Source organism: Vibrio sp. QJM3NY_35, from assembly GCF_057785915.1.
Genome location: NZ_CM173508.1, coordinates 869,319 through 884,793 on the forward strand (window position 1 = coordinate 869,319; position 15,475 = coordinate 884,793).

Consider the following 15,475-nt stretch of genomic DNA (forward strand, 5'->3'; position numbering starts at 1 on the left):
AAAACCTCTCAATTACGGGCTTAAGTCCATTTATATTTATGCCTAGATTTAATAGTAGACCCTGACGGTATCGTCGAGTTATTTAAAATTGATAACCCTGTCATACTTTGTAATCAAAGCGTTACGTCCTGAATTGTGATTTCGCCTTAATGCTAAAAACTTAAAGCGCCTCTTGTTAACTTAAGGTAATAGTAACTAAGCTAGAAAAGTAAAATGTGCATTTTGTGTCACAGAGCTTAGAGCTAGTATTGATGCAGAAATTATGTCGATTTTGGATTGAGTTGTGGATTTAACCTGTTGTGAATAAGACAAAGGAATTTTGAACTGATGCTTGAGTTACCGTTGATTGCGAAGAGTGTAGTGAGTCATTTTCAGCAGTGTGTGCGAGAAGATAAGTCATTAGCTCCATATCATGCCGCGATAGAAGCGCTCGCTGTTCAAGTGAGCATGCCATTTTCAATGGATACTTCATCTGCTCAATATGTCTCGTTCAATGTGTTTACTCAGTTCTTACAGGTTTTGAGGAAGGTATTACCATCTGAGGTGTTTGTTTCTGCGTTATTAGGAAGTGCTCAACGAGCCGCTCTCGCACTCGATTTACCCAACCTTTCAGATCAAGATTTTCTCGCCCTTTTTCCGTTTGAACAATGGTCAGTCGAATCGTCTTCACAGTTATTAAAGCTTTCATTTCTAGTATCTAATAGCTCGCTCAATGGTATCGAAGCCGAGCTGTTTTTGATCGTGTATAGCCACGCCTACTTTAAATCTCAACAGACTGATATTAATAAGCCGGTTCGTTACGACTTAGTTTCGGTGTCGGCGAGTGCGCTAAGTGAGTTGAGAATACAAACGGAAACGCCACAGTTCATAGGTCAAAATGAGACGTGCATTTCGTATAACCCCATTGATCGAGATTGCTCAATCAAAGCGGTATCAACGGCTACTACTTCCACCTTCAAAGTGACACAAGCATTACTTCCTTATATTGGTCGAGTCGATGTAGATTTGGTGATGTTTGGTCAAATAAACCGAATGGGTAAGCGCACAATCCAAAGAGCGCTTAGTGAAGAGGGGACGACCTTTCGAACCATTAAAGAGGCTCTGTCTTTTGAATTCGCCAAGCGCGTGATGACTGAGCAAGGTTATTCGATCTCAGATATTGCACTTCACTTGGGATACGCAGATGCCTCACAATTTATAAGAGCGTTTAAGCGAGCAAATGGGATTACACCTTATCAATGGAAGAAAGGCCATGTTGAGTGATAAACATGGCCTTTCTTAGATTGCTTCTGAACTAGTCGCTTTGTTACTCAGTATTCAAATGTCGAATCAGCTTGGCTGGCGTGCCACCGTATAAGCAGTCTGGTGGTACATCACTGTTAACCACTGAGTTCGCTGCGATAACAGAGCGTGCGCCAATCGTAACGCCTTGGTTGATGACTGAGTTTCCACCAATCCACACATCGTCTTCGACTGTGATAGGTAGGCAGAAAGTTTCCCACTTACGGCGGCTGAGATAATCCAGTGAGTGGGAGGCCGTGTAAAACTGGGCACTTGGCCCTATCAATACATTGTTGCCAATTTTGATATTCGCGCCATCAAGCATCACCACGTTCATGTTGATAAAGGTGTCGTTACCGATCTCGATGGTTTTGCCAAACTCGCAATGAAAAGGAGGACGGACAACGCTGTTTCCTACTTTACCAAACAGATTAACTTGCAGGCTTGGTTGCTGAGTATCGTCAGAACATTGATTGAAGTCTGACAACGCCTTACTGGCGTGAGTGCGCATGTGGTCTATTTCATGGTCTGCGCCATCAAAAATCTCGCCGGACAGCATTTTCTCGAGTTCTGTTTTCATTGTTTGCATCCCATTCGTCAACATCGATATTAGAATACGGATAATTGGACATAAAAAAAGAGAAAAGCCTAAGCCTTTCTCTTCCTGTTTTTCTACTTAGCAATCAAGATTGCTCAAATTAGATTTGCTCAACAAAACCCATCAGGTGCTGTTTCACTTCATCTGAAGCAAAAGCGCTCTCTACAGAGTACTTGTAGATCTCTGCGTAGTCTTCTTGTGTTAGACCGAACGTTTCACATACACGCTTCACTTCGTTAGTCATGGTTGTGTTCGACACAGTACGGTTGTCTGTATTGATCGTTACAACGATGCCGTCTTTCTTGAATTCAGCAATTGGGTGGTCGCTGAATTTGTGAATACACTTAGTTTGCACGTTACTTGTTGGGCAAGTTTCAAGCGCAACCTGCTTCTCTTTAACGATGTTGTATGCGTCTTCGTTACCTTGGATGTGAACACCGTGGCCGATACGCTCAGCGTCAAGCATTGTCACTGCATCGTAAACGTTCTGACCATGCCATTGCTCACCTGCGTGAACCGTCACACGGTAGCCTTGTTCAATAGCGTATTGCGTGTACTCAGGGAATTCAGCGCAGAAGCCCGGCTTTTCACCGCCTGCAATATCAAACGCAACCACGCCTTTACCAAGGTATGGTTTACCAGCGTCGATTACATCTTTGATTGAGTCTTTCGGGAACATACGAAGTACAGACATGATGTAGTTGCCCTTAATGTCGTATTTCTCTTCTGCACGCTTCATGCCTTTAACCGCACTTGCGATGATTGCATCAAGAGACAAGCCCTTGTTTACGTGAAGAATCGGTGCAAAACGAACTTCTAGGTATTTAACGTTCTCTAGTGCTGCGTCTTCGTAAAGCTCAAAAGAGATACGCTCAATCGCTTCTTCCGTTTGCATCACTTGCAGTGGCAGGCTAAAGCAAGCTAGGTACTCATCAAGGTTTTTGCAATCTTCAGGCACTGTTAGAGACTTTACTACCGCTTCACGGTCTTCTGGAAGTTCGATTCCGTACTGTTTCGCCAAATCAATAATGGTGTCTGGACGAACGCTTCCGTCTAGGTGGCAGTGCAGATCAATCTTAGGGAGTGCTAGAAAGTTCATGAGTATTCCTTAGGTCTATTATTTTTTGAGTTATTAACTCATAGGTTACATGGGCTTAAATTAACAAGTTTGTGATATGATTTAAAGTGACATAAAGTCATCATTAATCTGAATCTAAGGAATATCATGGTAGATGTTAAAAGCTTACTCAAATGTGATATGAATTTACTGCTGTGTTTACACGTGTTGCTTGAAGAGCGCAGCGTGAGCAAAACGGCAGAGCGATTGTTCCTTAGTCAGTCTGCGGTGAGTAAACAACTCACTAAGCTGCGTTCTTTGTTTGACGACCCTTTGTTTGAACGTGAGTCAAAAGGCCTGTTTCCAACACCGAAAGCCACCTCTTTAGCGCCTAAAATTCATCAAATCCTTCTGCAAGTTGAACAGCTAACCGTGCCGGACATTTTTGAGCCGAAAGACAGCGAACGTACTTTTAATATCGATCTTGTTGAAACCGCTTATACCGCGATTTACCCTAAATTTATGCCTAACGCGCTAGCAGATGCGCCGAACATTACGGTAAACAGCACTACTTGGAGCAGCGAAACCTTTAAGCGCTTACTAAAGCGTGAGGTCGATTTCGGGATTGGAATTTTTGAGCTCGATGAAAGGGCTAGCACCCACATTCAAAATATCCCTGCCGAGCTAAACCACGTCGAGTTGCTGCAAGATTACTCTGTGTGTTTGATGCGAAATGATCACCCAGTACTTCAAGAAGAGTGGAATCTGCAAGCCTTCCTTAAATACCGTCATATTCAGTTGGTGACCGGTGGCGTTGGCGACTGGTTGCTACTGGAAATCTTGCAAGCCAAACAGCTTCAAATTAACAAAGCCGCCAACGTGTCGGACATCACCAGCGCAGTAAAGCTGTGCAAACAAAGCGATTTGCTGATGTGTTATCCGTACAACTCGGTTCGTGACTATATTGAGAGTGGCGAACTGGTGATGAAGCCGATTCCTATTGAGTTGGTTCCCGGTGGTTTGTTTTTGCTTTGGCACCGTTACTTTGATTCTGAACCAAGCCACAAATGGCTTCGCGACCTCATAGTCAATAAGACCCAAGAACCTCAGCTGTAAACCGCGAGCTACGATAATCAAAACGGCGAAATAAGTTTTTTTAAATTTATTTCGTCTTTTTAGCATGAGCATCGTCTTATTTCGGGTGCCAAATGCCCGCCAAGAATGAGATATCTAAATGAATCCAATGCCATCGATTCGTTGGTGTTGATTGATTAGTGCTTAATCCTGATGACAGACAGACAGAAGTAAGGCCAACGTGTATACGCTGGCCTTTTTTATGGTTCTTCGCAGATTAGCGCCAAGTTGGATAAGCGACTCGGCTTGTTGTTACGTTATGCCGGAACCTTAAAACAAGAATCTTGATTGCTGTATTTTGGTACGAAGCACAATTTGTCTGCCGACATTTTTAAGCCGTTTTGCATCTGGATATGTGTTACCGCCCAAATCACGCAGCCGTGAGGCAAATTGAATAGCGAGCGAGTTTGAGTGAACAACACGCCGTCATCATAGGCCGGTGTAATGTTCGTCGCTTTGCCTTGCCACGCTTTATGAGTGGTTTGCACATCAATATTTGGAACAATCAATGAGAGCATTTCTGGCTCAACGTCTTTTACGACTTTCAAGCAGATACGACATCCATCGTAGTATTGTTCTACCCAGATCTTATGCGGAATAGAATGGTCATCCCAACTTAGTTGTAAGATATGTTCCATGACTTTGTCCTTGGTATCTAAGAAGGCAGTGCACAACACTGCCTGAATTAGCTCAAATATTATTCGTAACTTAAACCATGTCCGAACGGGTAAAGGGTGTCGGCTTGATCATACCCAGGGTAATCTGAGTCTTGGTTTTGAATCGCTTGGGCACTGTTCGCTAAAGCAAATGGCAGTTTTCCTTGAGGAGCAAAGTTGCCTGAAAGCACTTCCATTAGGTTGCTGTCCGAGACGCCAAATGTCGCTATCACGGCCCCTGCCTGCTTAAGATTACTTTGATCGTCCAATACGAATGGTTGTCTAAAGTTGATGGACAATACCGTTTTGTCAGCGCCCACTTCGTTCATAACGGCGTTGATGTCGCTTAGGCTTGGTTCAATATGCCAAGACGCGGCAGTGGCCATTTGACTGAAGGCGAGAATGTCGAGCTCATCTGGGTTAGCACCACCAAAGATAAGATCAGGATCTGAACCTTCGTTAGATACGCGAACACGAATAACCGCATAGTCCGTATCGGCTGGAACTGGTGGACGTGTTTCTCCCGTTTCGTAATCACCAGAAGTCACGGCAAAGTTGTACTTGTCGTCTCCTGCAATGTTTTCGTCCATTCCCATGACATACAAAGCAACAGGAGCTTGTGCGGTTGATTCAGCTAAAGGTAAAGTCTTATTGGTATTTTGAAGTAAGACGACAGATTTTTTCTGTGCGTAATCCGCGCGTTCTTGGTATTTTTCGTTGCCTAAAATCTCTTGGGCTTTTTTCTCATCAACGTAAGTGTTTTCGAAAAGGCCAAGCTTGAATTGTTCTTCAAGTAAGCGTGTGACTGATAGGTCGACACGCTCTTCGGTGAGCAGATCCTTTTCGACCAGTTTCACGATGACTTCTTTATCATGGAAACCTGAAAGCACATCGACTCCAGCTTCGACCGCCATTGCAACCTGTTCATCAATTGTTTTGTGTTCCACACCCCATGCTCGATCGCCAATAATACCGGTATCTGAGTTCACGTTACCTGTGTAGCCTAATTCGTCTCTGAGCAAATCGGTGACAATGCCTTTTGAAAAGGACATACCAACATCATTTGGCATCCACTTTTGATCTACAGGGATGCCGTAGTAAGGCATGATTGAAGAAGCGCCTGCCTCAATTGCGGCAATAAACGGTTTTAGGTGGTAATCAAAATTGTTCTTTGGATAGACTTGGTTCTTACCGAAGTCATAGTGTGGATCACCGCCGTTTTCTTGTGGACCGCCGCCAGGAAAGTGTTTGATGGTTAGCGCGATACTGTCTTCGTTGACCTCACCGCCATCCTGCAACCCTTTGATCAGTGAGCGCATAATGTCAGACGCTAAATCTGCATCTTCGGTAAAGGTTTCGTGCACTCGGTACCAGCGAGGTTCTGTCGCCAAATCCATCATGTATCCGTACATACTGCGTAGGCCAATTGAAGACCATTCGTCATTCATGATGCCAGCAAATTCAGTGATCAAATCCATGTCACGAGTGGCTGCTAAACCTGCCTCTTTAGGCCAAGCAGAAAATGCTCCTGAAGAAACGTTGATCCCTGCTTTTGCTGATGGATCAATATGGTTACGGGCATTGGATTTGAATAGAGCGGGGATACCCATTCGCGTCTGTTCACGCAGTTCTTGAACACTATTCATGAACTGGGCAGCTTCTGCTGGGGTTATCTGACAGCCTGAACGGCCAGCATCACAATCTGGTGTGTTAGTTGGGGTTTCAACTACGCTGTTACGAAAGATAAAGCGGGTCATTTGGGCATCGGCAATCATGTCTTGGCCAGTACTACTAACAAGTCCACCTTCGGCTGAATTTAAGGTATCAATGAGCATCATGCCGGCCTTCTCATCTAGCGTCATTCGGCTTACCAAATCTGCTGCTCGTTCTTCTGGAGATAATCGCCAGTCTTCAAAGGGTTCCAGTGTTCCATTGCCGTTAGAGTCTCGGAACTGGTAACCCTCAATGTTCAATACATCATGAACACGAGAGTGAACTTGGGGTTGCTGGAGGTTATTGTCACTATCAGATGAGTTGCATCCTGCAAGAAGCAACGCGATTGCTATAGGTGTCAGGGTAAGACGCTTCATGGTCACGGTCCTATTGTTTGTATAATAATAAGTACATGACCAATTTTAATAATTAACGGACTATTGGTTAACCAAAATAAATCAAACTAAAGATTTGGATCACCATATAAATTTAATTGGTGATTTAATTCAATTTAGCATTGTAAATATATTGACGAAATTTAAAGAACGTAAATTTATCTAGGATTGTTTTTTTGATGTCCAATTATTACCTTGCTTAATTAGTGGTGTATTACTTCCATATTTTAAATGTTACATTAAAAATGTGTTGCCTATTTTATAGTTAACAACTTGTGTTGATGTAAGCGACAGATAGTGACCAGGTTGGTGATAATAAACGTGATTTCGACAAAGGCTCCTCCAATCGAACCAATCCAAATATTATGGCTAGCCCAACAGAAGGAATTGAATAAGATCAATGATCTCAGGGCGATGCCGTGCTTTGAAAAGAGTGCCCATGTTGCAACGGATGAACCAACAACCGTAATAAACTCAAAGAAATGGTTCATGTTAGGCAAAGTCATGCACCACATTAACCCGATAAAGAACCACATCACTTTGCGTGATTGAGTTTTTATTGATACGTAGCTTCGAATAGCATTAATAATTACACCAATAGCAGCTACTATTGCACCCATTAATATGAAATGAATACTCATGACAAAACAAAATATCATCATTTGATAGCGAAAACGCATATCATCTTTTTGCCAGAACGCCATGACACCGATACAAAAAGCCAGCCCGCCAACTCCTTGTGCTATCCCGTTTTCCATATTTATCCTCTATTTTTTAGATGCTATATAATACGATTGAATATTAGTTTTTAATTAATAAACCCTAACCATAAAATAACCCTCCAAAAGGAGGGTTAGATATAATATTGAAGTTACTATTGCATTAGGGTTAATTGACTAACTTAACGGCCTCACGAGTTAAATGAGCCAGTTCTTCCCAATTCCCTTCTTCAATCAGCTTCTTATCCACCATCCAAGTGCCACCACATGCGAGTACTCGAGGTATCGCTAGGTAGTCTTTAATGTTATTTGGGTTAATGCCACCTGTCGGCATGATCTCAATATCCGTGTAAGGCGCAAGAAGTGACTTAACCATGTTGATGCCACCTGATGCTTCCGCTGGGAAGAATTTCAATGTGGTTAATCCCATTTCTAGAGCTGCTTCGACTGTGCTTGGGTTGTTGACTCCTGGAATGATATCAATACCAATTTCCTGACATGCTCGGACAGTGTTTGGATTAAAGCCAGGAGAGACGACGAACGTTGCGCCCGCTTCTTTGGCTGCGATAGCTTGCTCTTTGTTTAATACTGTTCCTGCGCCGATCAACATATCTGGTTGTGATTCACGAAGTAGACGAATAGCTTCGACAGCCGCTTCAGAACGGAACGTAATTTCTGCTGCAGGTAAACCATTTTCAGCTAACACTTTTCCCAGAGGGATGATGTCTTCAGCGTTGTCGATAGCGATCACAGGGATAACTTTCAGTGTTTTCAGTTGTTGTTTGATGTTAGACATTGGTATTCCTTAAATGGCTGTGATGGCCGCTTGAGTTAGTTCTTTTGCAATAATGGCACCGCGATGTTGGATTACGACGCCTGCCATGGTATTGCCGCGCTGGCATGACTTTGTTAAGTCTTCGCCCGCAAGGTAAGCAGATAAAAATCCGCCATTGAATGAGTCTCCTGCTGAGGTCGTATCAACGACATGCTCAACAGGTAGGGTCGGCACCGCCCGTGGAGCCGAAGCGGTACCAGAATCTGGATTTATGTCACTTTGAATTGTGGTATCTTGAATGAGACAACCATCTGCACCCAGTTTGACGATGCATCGCTTAATACCCAGCACCGTTAGACGTTCAATGGTTTGTTCAGGTGAAGCATCTCCCCAAATCAATTGTTCATCATCGAACGTGACTAAAGCTAGATCTGTAAGCGTATACATGGCTTGGTAGCTGTTCTTAACGGTTTGGTTTTCGTCCTGTGGCCAAAGCGCAGGGCGGAAGTTACTGTCGAAGGCGATTTCAACGCCTTGTGTCTTCAACTCGACCAAGATGTTCAATAACTCGATACGATCTTGCTCAGGCAGAATCGCTAATGTGATGCCGCTGAGAAAGACCATATCGACATTACGTAGAGCTTGCTTTATTTGATTGAAATCTGGGTGCTGCAATAAGTAACGTGCTGCTGACTGATTTCTCCAATACAGAAAGGTACGCTCACCTGCGTCATCAAGCTGAATTAGGTACAGGCCTGGAGTTCGTTGGCTGTCTTGTAGAACAAGGTCAGTCGACACCCCTTCTTGTTGCCAGCGTTCTAACATTCCCTTGCTAATCGGGTCTGCGCCTAAAGCCGTGACGTAGGACACTTTGATGTCATTTGGATTGAGGTTCGCTTCGCAGCCGCGGCTTAGATAGACCGCAGCATTGAGTGTATCTCCCCCAAACGTTTGATGCATTGAGTCGAACGGTTTGCCGTTAAGCTCGATCATGCACTCACCAATAATGGCGATATGTTTCATGGGTTATGCCCTCTCTTCGAAGTAGCGTTTTGCGTTACCAAAACAGATGTCCTCGACCATAGGCCCAAGCAGTGACATGTCGTTTGGCACCTCGCCGTTTTCAGCCCAACGACCAAGCATGTCACACAGAATTCTGCGGAAGTATTCGTGGCGTGTGTAAGACAAGAAGCTGCGAGAGTCAGTCAGCATTCCGACAAACTGGCTAAGCAGACCAAGCTGAGATAACTGCTCCATTTGACGTTGCATGCCGTCTTTCTGATCGTTGAACCACCAACCAGAACCAAACTGAACTTTGCCCGCGATACCGCCACCTTGGAAGTTACCAATCATGGTTGCCATCATCTCGTTGTCGCGAGGATTTAAGCAGTAAAGGATGGTGCGAGGTAATTCATTGCTTTGGTCCATTTCGTCCAGAAGATGAGCCAGCTCGAAGGCAAACGTCTTGTCGCTGATCGAATCAAACCCAGCATCTGCGCCTAACAGTTGGAACATACGCGTGTTGTTATTGCGTTGAGCACCAATGTGAAGTTGCATTACCCAACCCATTGCTGCGTAGCGCTTGCCTAACCACACTTGAACGGCTGTTGAGAACTGTGCACATTCTAAATCTGTAAGCGTTTCGCCGTTGAGGCGTCGAGCTAACAGAGCATCCAGTTCGGATTCTGATGGAATAGGTGCGTAGCGAACCACTTCAATACCGTGGTCTGCTGCACGGCAGCCATGGTCGTTGAAATGTGCTAAGCGGCTGTCTAAAGCACTCAATAGGTGATGGAAGCGAGTGATCTCAACGTCAGCAACCATGCTTAATTTTTGTAGGTAACCAGCAAAGCCATCAAGTTCAATTTTGAACGCTTTATCTGGGCGCCAGCTTGGTAGAACCTTCACATCAAATGAACTGTCTTGAGCGATCGTTTTATGGTGTTCAAGAGAATCAACCGGATCGTCTGTCGTACCTGCCATCACCACATTCATTTGCTTCATGATGCCACGAGCACTAAATTCAGGTGTCGCTAATAGCTCGTTGCCTTCATGCCAAATTTGGTCGGCTGTCTCTGGGCCAAATAGAGTGCCAGTAATACCAAATGGGCGGCGTAGTTCTAAATGAGTCCAGTGGTAGAGTGGGTTACCTAAGGTTTGAGGGACGGTTCTAGCCCATGCCATGAACTTATCATAATCGCTAGCACCTCCAGTAATCAGACGTTCATCAATCCCCGCTGAACGCATGCCACGCCACTTATAGTGGTCACCTTCAAGCCAAATCTTAGACATGTTTTCGAACTGACGATCTTGAGCCACTTCTGCCGGGTTTAGGTGGCAGTGATAGTCATAAATCGGCTGGTGGCTTGCGTGTTCATGGTACAAACGGCGTGCAGTCTCATTCGACAGTAAAAAGTCTTCACATAAGAAATTCTTCATTGTTTATGCCCCTTATAACGCCGTCACGGTAGCAACGGCACCGTGTTCAATTAATGATTGGTACGCTGAACTTACCGCATCAATGACCTGCGGGTTTTGGCCTAGATCCGCTGGGAAAATTGCTTCGACAGCAAGCAATGCCGGAACCACAGAAACATTCAATCCATGCTGGTCGCAGATTTGGCGAAGTGTATCAACCATTGGATCGCGAACATCTATTTCGTTGCCTTTTTCATCTACACCCGATACATAACGCATCCAGCCTGCGATGGCGGTTGCAAGCCACGATAAATCTGAGCCTTGCTCTAAATGGAATCGTAAGCTGCCACCCATACGTTGAGGGATCTTCTGGCTACCATCCATCGCAATCTGCCAAGTCTTATGTTTCAAACTTGGGTTGGTGAAGCGGTTGATAAGTAAGGTTGCGTAACCTTCTAAATCTGTTCCTTCAGGCATGGTTAACGAAGGTGCTTGTGATTTCATCATCATGTCAAAAGCGGCTTTGCGGTAACCAGCATCTGTCATGGTGTCGGAAATATGGGCGTAGCCACCAAGGTATCCAAGGTAAGCAAGGAAAGAGTGACTGCCATTGAGCATGCGCAGTTTCATCTCTTCGTAAGGCACCACATCTTCTACGAACTCTGCACCGGCAACATTCCAGTCTGGACGGCCTGCCACAAAGTTATCTTCAATTACCCATTGGCGGAAGGGTTCACAGGCGATGCCACATGGGTCTTCACAACCAAGCAGGTCTGCAATTTCTGTCAGTGTTTCTTCGGTTGCTGCGGGTACGATGCGGTCAACCATAGTGCATGGGAAAGTGACATTGGTTTCAATCCAATCATGCAGTTCAGGGTCAAGCAGTTGAGCAAACTCAATGATCGCTGCTTTTGCTACATGACCGTTCTCTTGCACGTTGTCGCAAGACATGACCGTGAATGGAGGAATGTTGCGGTCACGGCGTATCTTTAGCGCTTGGACAATGTAGCCAAGCGCCGATTTTGGCTGCGTTGGGTTCGCTAAATCAGCGATAACTAGAGCATTGTTTTTATCAAGCTTACCGGTTGCAGGATCCGCGCAGTAGCCTTTCTCAGTGATCGTCATCGACACGATAGCCACTTGAGGCTCAGCCATTTTTTCTAAAACCGCGTCAACGCCGTCTAGGTTTGGATGCAGTGATTCAGTCACTGAACCGATTAATTTTATATCAGTAGATTCCGCGCCTTTTTCAGCAACGGTGTAAAGATGGTCTTGCGTACGAAGTGATTCAATCAAATCTTCGCCGCCGAATAGGTTAATCTCGCAAATACCCCAATCAGTGCTGGTTTTGCTGAGCATCTCATTGGTGAATAGAGCTTGGTGCGCACGATGAAAGGCACCAAAACCAAGGTGTACAATACGGCTTTGGAGCGCTGAACGGTCGTAGTCAGGTCGTAATACAGTGTTTGGCAGCGTCGAGTTAGCAACAGTCTTCATTATTCAGTTCCTTTTCCCGCCAGCGAACCAGCGGGATTTTATTATTTGATAAAGCGTTTGAGTGTTTAGCAGTCTAAAAGTGTATCTGTGACGAAATTACGAACCGTAGCCCAGTACCAATTCAGGTAGGAACAAGCTCAGCTCAGGGATAAAAGTAACGGCCATCAACGCTGCAATCAGTGCTACATAGAATGGCAACAACGGCTTGATGACTTTGTCGATGGCGATGTTAGCAACCGAACAACCGATGAATAGCGCACTACCTACTGGCGGCGTACAGATACCGATCGCTAGGTTGAAGGTCATCATGATGCCGAAGTGAACTGGGTCGATGCCTAGATCCAATGCGATTGGTAAGAAGATTGGTGTGAAGATCAGTACCGCTGGTGTCATATCCATGAAGATACCCACAATCAGCAGGATGATGTTGATGATCAATAGAATCATTAGCGGGTTATCAGAAACCGCTAGTAATGCATCAGCAATCATGTAAGGCACATCGGCGTTCGCCATCGCCCAAGACATGCCCATTGATGCACCAACGAGCAACAATACGATAGATGTCGTTACTGCAGACTCAAGGATGATCTTTGGAATCTCACGCCATTTCACTTCACCATAGATAAGCACCGCGAGAACGAAGGTGTATACCACAGCAATTGCAGAAGCTTCAGTTGCAGTAAAGATACCGCCAATGATGCCACCCATGATGATGCCGATTAGCGCTAAAGAAGGTGCAGCTTTTAAGAAGGTGTCCCATACCACAGACATTGAAGGACGTTCTGCAAGTGGGTAGCCACGACGTTTTGCAATGATACCCGCCACAATCATGATGCTGAGTCCCATGATTAGACCTGGGATGTAGCCCGCTAAGAACAGCGCCGCAATTGAAGTACCACCAGAAACTAATGAGAAAACGATCAGCGTGTTACTTGGCGGAATCAAAAGACCGGTAGGACACGAAGTGATGTTTACCGCCGCTGAGAAGTTTTCGTCGTAGCCATCTTTCTTTTGCAGAGGAGACATGGTGCCACCAACTGCAGCCGCCGATGCAACCGCTGAACCTGAGATCGAACCAAACATCATGTTTGCCATCACGTTTACGTGTGCCAATGAACCCGGTAGACGACCACCCAACACTTTCGCGAAGTTGATCAGACGTAGCGCGATTCCGCCTTGGTTCATGATGTTGCCCGCCAAAATGAAGAACGGGATTGCCAGTAGCGCAAAGTTATCAAGGCCAGCAGCCATACGTTGAGCAACCACGGCTATTGCTGGCTCGAGCGGTAAGCTCATTAGAATTGTTGCTAATGACGATAAGCCAATCGCAAACGAGACTGGTACACCGATTGTAAGCAGTACAGCGAAACTACCGAATAAGGTCAGTATTACTTGCCATTCCATTGTGAAATCCTTCTATCAATCAAGTTGTGAGTGGGTGATCAAATCGTCACCTGACATTAATTGTTTAACGCGCTCGTAGGTAAATACGGCGGAGTAAAAAATCATCAACGCGCCGCTAATTGGTAAGCAGAAGTAGATGTAACCCATCTCTAAACCGAGTGCGGGAGTCAGTTGCCCCATAGCTAGCGTTTTAGCTGCAAGCTTACTTCCACCGTGTACTAGAACGATATAAGAGAAGGTTGCAATGGCGATTTGGATAACGATTTCGTTGATTAATTTACGTTTGCCAGTCAGCTTCATTGTTAATAGGTCAATGGCAAGGTGGCGTTTCAGACCTGTTGTGTAGGCAGCACCAATAAGGGCTACCCACATAAAGAGGTAACGAGCGAGCTCGTCGGTAACAGTACTTGGTTTGCCAATAACATAGCGGGATAGAACCTGCCATATCACACACAGCACTAAGAAAGACGATAGAGACACTGTAAAGGCGGCCAACCCTTTATTTATGTAACTGACCAATTTATTCATGTTTATTTCCTTTCAACAAAATTGCGTATCTCATAACAATTGGTTTACCAATGTAAGAAATTATTTCTATGTAGGGGTAGGGATGTTCAAAAATCTGGTCGAATCATAAGCCATTCATTCTTTGGTTGGCGTGAACAACTTCACAAATTATTTTGGTTGACCAATTTGTGGGTTTTTATTGTGATATTGGTCAATCAATTCTAATTTCAGCTTTGACGGTTGGTTTTTTGATCGCCAATATGGCCTCAGAACAATAAATACCCTACACATTGGATAACCAATCCACGGAGAATAAGAATGATGATGACGCGTAAAACTCTGATTAGTGCGGTTGTTGGTGCTACTTTCGCTTTCGGCGCAACAGCTTCTGCTTATGCAGCAACAACATTAAAACTGAGCCATAACCACCCACGTGACCATGCGGTGCATGAAGCGATGACGTTTATGGCAAAAGAAGTACGAGAAATGACTGATGGCGAAGTGCGTATTCGTATTTACCCTGATGCTCAACTGGGTACACAACGCGAATCTATGGAGCTAATGCAGAACGGCGCTTTAGATATGGTGAAAAGTAATGCTGCTGAATTAGAAGCTTTTTCTCCTGCTTATTCATCATTCAACATGCCTTACTTATTCCGCGATCAAGCGCACTACTACAGCGTGACTGATGGTGAAGTAGGCCGTGACATTCTTAACTCTTCTCGTGATAGCGGCTTTATTGGTGTGACGTATTACGATGCAGGTGCGCGTAGCTTCTATACCAGCAAGCCAATTAACACGCCGGAAGACCTGAAAGGTTTGAAAGTTCGTGTTCAACCAAGTCCATCAGCAATTGCTATGGTGAAAGCGCTAGGGGGTAACCCAACGCCATTAGCTTACGGTGAGCTGTATACAGCACTGCAACAAGGCGTAGTGGATGCGGCTGAAAATAACATTCCTTCTTTCAGTTTGAGCCGTCACAGCGAAGTGTCTAAATACTTCAGTTTAGATGAGCATACGATGGTTCCGGATGTGTTGGTTATCTCAACAAAAACATACGACAAACTGACTACAGAACAACAAGATGCGTTGATGAAAGCGGCAAGTGATTCGTCGGAGTTGATGAAGAAACTATGGGCTGAATCGGAAGCAAAAGAGCGTGCTAAAGCTGAGAAAATGGGCGTAACGTTCGTTGAGCCAGATAAAGCTGCGTTCGCACTAGCCGTTCAACCAATGTACGACGCTTTAGAAACATCGAACCCTGAATTGAGTGCGCTGATTGACCGTATTCAGTCTGTTAAGTAACAAGTCTGTCCAAAAA

14 protein-coding genes are annotated in these 15,475 nt (G+C 44.8%); 3 read left to right on the top strand and 11 right to left on the bottom strand.

From position 1 onward, the window contains the following. The first annotated feature begins 327 nt into the window (after window positions 1-327). Window positions 328-1,263, top strand: coding sequence for a helix-turn-helix domain-containing protein (locus AC3CH3_RS19295; RefSeq protein WP_488539023.1), 936 nt, complete (start codon window positions 328-330; stop codon window positions 1,261-1,263). Window positions 1,264-1,306: 43 nt separating this feature from the next. Here the strand turns inward: AC3CH3_RS19295 and AC3CH3_RS19300 are convergent, their stop codons facing one another. Both AC3CH3_RS19300 and add read right to left on the bottom strand, forming a co-directional pair. Then, window positions 1,307-1,861, bottom strand: a complete 555-nt coding sequence (locus tag AC3CH3_RS19300) for a sugar O-acetyltransferase (RefSeq protein WP_488539024.1) — start codon at window positions 1,859-1,861, stop codon at window positions 1,307-1,309. Window positions 1,862-1,979: 118 nt separating this feature from the next. Beyond that, on the bottom strand, window positions 1,980-2,978 hold the full coding sequence (add, locus tag AC3CH3_RS19305) for an adenosine deaminase (protein ID WP_017057784.1): 999 nt from the start codon (window positions 2,976-2,978) through the stop codon (window positions 1,980-1,982). A gap of 126 nt (window positions 2,979-3,104) precedes the next feature. Here add and AC3CH3_RS19310 point away from each other — a divergent pair, with 126 nt between their 5' ends. Continuing rightward, window positions 3,105-4,052, top strand: a complete 948-nt coding sequence (locus AC3CH3_RS19310) for a LysR family transcriptional regulator (RefSeq protein ID WP_017061092.1) — start codon at window positions 3,105-3,107, stop codon at window positions 4,050-4,052. A gap of 275 nt (window positions 4,053-4,327) precedes the next feature. Here AC3CH3_RS19310 and AC3CH3_RS19315 read toward each other — a convergent pair whose 3' ends face one another. The 9 genes from AC3CH3_RS19315 to AC3CH3_RS19355 all read right to left on the bottom strand — a co-directional run bounded on the left by AC3CH3_RS19315 (window position 4,328) and on the right by AC3CH3_RS19355 (window position 14,175). Continuing rightward, window positions 4,328-4,708, bottom strand: a complete 381-nt coding sequence (locus AC3CH3_RS19315) for a hypothetical protein (protein ID WP_019819910.1) — start codon at window positions 4,706-4,708, stop codon at window positions 4,328-4,330. A gap of 59 nt (window positions 4,709-4,767) precedes the next feature. Further along, window positions 4,768-6,816 carry a glycoside hydrolase family 3 protein gene (locus AC3CH3_RS19320; protein WP_488539025.1) on the bottom strand — a complete coding sequence of 683 codons (2,049 nt, stop codon included), beginning with the start codon at window positions 6,814-6,816 and terminating at the stop codon, window positions 4,768-4,770. Window positions 6,817-7,088: 272 nt separating this feature from the next. After that, on the bottom strand, window positions 7,089-7,592 hold the full coding sequence (locus AC3CH3_RS19325; RefSeq protein ID WP_488539026.1) for a YgjV family protein: 504 nt from the start codon (window positions 7,590-7,592) through the stop codon (window positions 7,089-7,091). A 130-nt stretch (window positions 7,593-7,722) separates the two neighbouring features. Then, a complete protein-coding gene (locus AC3CH3_RS19330) occupies window positions 7,723-8,349 on the bottom strand; it encodes a bifunctional 4-hydroxy-2-oxoglutarate aldolase/2-dehydro-3-deoxy-phosphogluconate aldolase (protein WP_488539027.1) in 627 nt (208 codons plus the stop codon). A 9-nt stretch (window positions 8,350-8,358) separates the two neighbouring features. Then, window positions 8,359-9,351: a sugar kinase gene (locus tag AC3CH3_RS19335; RefSeq protein WP_488539028.1), complete on the bottom strand. Its 993-nt coding sequence runs from the start codon at window positions 9,349-9,351 to the stop codon at window positions 8,359-8,361. 3 nt (window positions 9,352-9,354) lie between these two features. After that, entirely contained in the window at window positions 9,355-10,767 is a 1,413-nt protein-coding gene (uxaC, locus tag AC3CH3_RS19340; RefSeq protein ID WP_488539029.1) for a glucuronate isomerase, read from the bottom strand. 12 nt (window positions 10,768-10,779) lie between these two features. Beyond that, window positions 10,780-12,243 carry a fructuronate reductase gene (locus tag AC3CH3_RS19345; protein ID WP_488539030.1) on the bottom strand — a complete coding sequence of 488 codons (1,464 nt, stop codon included), beginning with the start codon at window positions 12,241-12,243 and terminating at the stop codon, window positions 10,780-10,782. 96 nt (window positions 12,244-12,339) lie between these two features. Next, window positions 12,340-13,647, bottom strand: a complete 1,308-nt coding sequence (locus tag AC3CH3_RS19350) for a TRAP transporter large permease (protein ID WP_488539031.1) — start codon at window positions 13,645-13,647, stop codon at window positions 12,340-12,342. 15 nt (window positions 13,648-13,662) lie between these two features. Then, window positions 13,663-14,175, bottom strand: a complete 513-nt coding sequence (locus AC3CH3_RS19355) for a TRAP transporter small permease (protein WP_488539032.1) — start codon at window positions 14,173-14,175, stop codon at window positions 13,663-13,665. Window positions 14,176-14,475: 300 nt separating this feature from the next. Between AC3CH3_RS19355 and AC3CH3_RS19360 the strand changes: the two genes are divergently transcribed. Continuing rightward, window positions 14,476-15,459, top strand: coding sequence for a TRAP transporter substrate-binding protein (locus AC3CH3_RS19360; protein ID WP_488539076.1), 984 nt, complete (start codon window positions 14,476-14,478; stop codon window positions 15,457-15,459). Window positions 15,460-15,475: the final 16 nt, after the last annotated feature.

Coding starts and splice junctions, on each gene's coding strand:
- AC3CH3_RS19295 (WP_488539023.1), top strand. CDS start 328: ATGCTTGAGTTACCGTTGATTGCGAAGAGTGTAGTGAGTCATTTTCAG.
- AC3CH3_RS19300 (WP_488539024.1), bottom strand. CDS start 1,861: ATGAAAACAGAACTCGAGAAAATGCTGTCCGGCGAGATTTTTGATGGC.
- add (WP_017057784.1), bottom strand. CDS start 2,978: ATGAACTTTCTAGCACTCCCTAAGATTGATCTGCACTGCCACCTAGAC.
- AC3CH3_RS19310 (WP_017061092.1), top strand. CDS start 3,105: ATGGTAGATGTTAAAAGCTTACTCAAATGTGATATGAATTTACTGCTG.
- AC3CH3_RS19315 (WP_019819910.1), bottom strand. CDS start 4,708: ATGGAACATATCTTACAACTAAGTTGGGATGACCATTCTATTCCGCAT.
- AC3CH3_RS19320 (WP_488539025.1), bottom strand. CDS start 6,816: ATGAAGCGTCTTACCCTGACACCTATAGCAATCGCGTTGCTTCTTGCA.
- AC3CH3_RS19325 (WP_488539026.1), bottom strand. CDS start 7,592: ATGGAAAACGGGATAGCACAAGGAGTTGGCGGGCTGGCTTTTTGTATC.
- AC3CH3_RS19330 (WP_488539027.1), bottom strand. CDS start 8,349: ATGTCTAACATCAAACAACAACTGAAAACACTGAAAGTTATCCCTGTG.
- AC3CH3_RS19335 (WP_488539028.1), bottom strand. CDS start 9,351: ATGAAACATATCGCCATTATTGGTGAGTGCATGATCGAGCTTAACGGC.
- uxaC (WP_488539029.1), bottom strand. CDS start 10,767: ATGAAGAATTTCTTATGTGAAGACTTTTTACTGTCGAATGAGACTGCA.
- AC3CH3_RS19345 (WP_488539030.1), bottom strand. CDS start 12,243: ATGAAGACTGTTGCTAACTCGACGCTGCCAAACACTGTATTACGACCT.
- AC3CH3_RS19350 (WP_488539031.1), bottom strand. CDS start 13,647: ATGGAATGGCAAGTAATACTGACCTTATTCGGTAGTTTCGCTGTACTG.
- AC3CH3_RS19355 (WP_488539032.1), bottom strand. CDS start 14,175: ATGAATAAATTGGTCAGTTACATAAATAAAGGGTTGGCCGCCTTTACA.
- AC3CH3_RS19360 (WP_488539076.1), top strand. CDS start 14,476: ATGATGACGCGTAAAACTCTGATTAGTGCGGTTGTTGGTGCTACTTTC.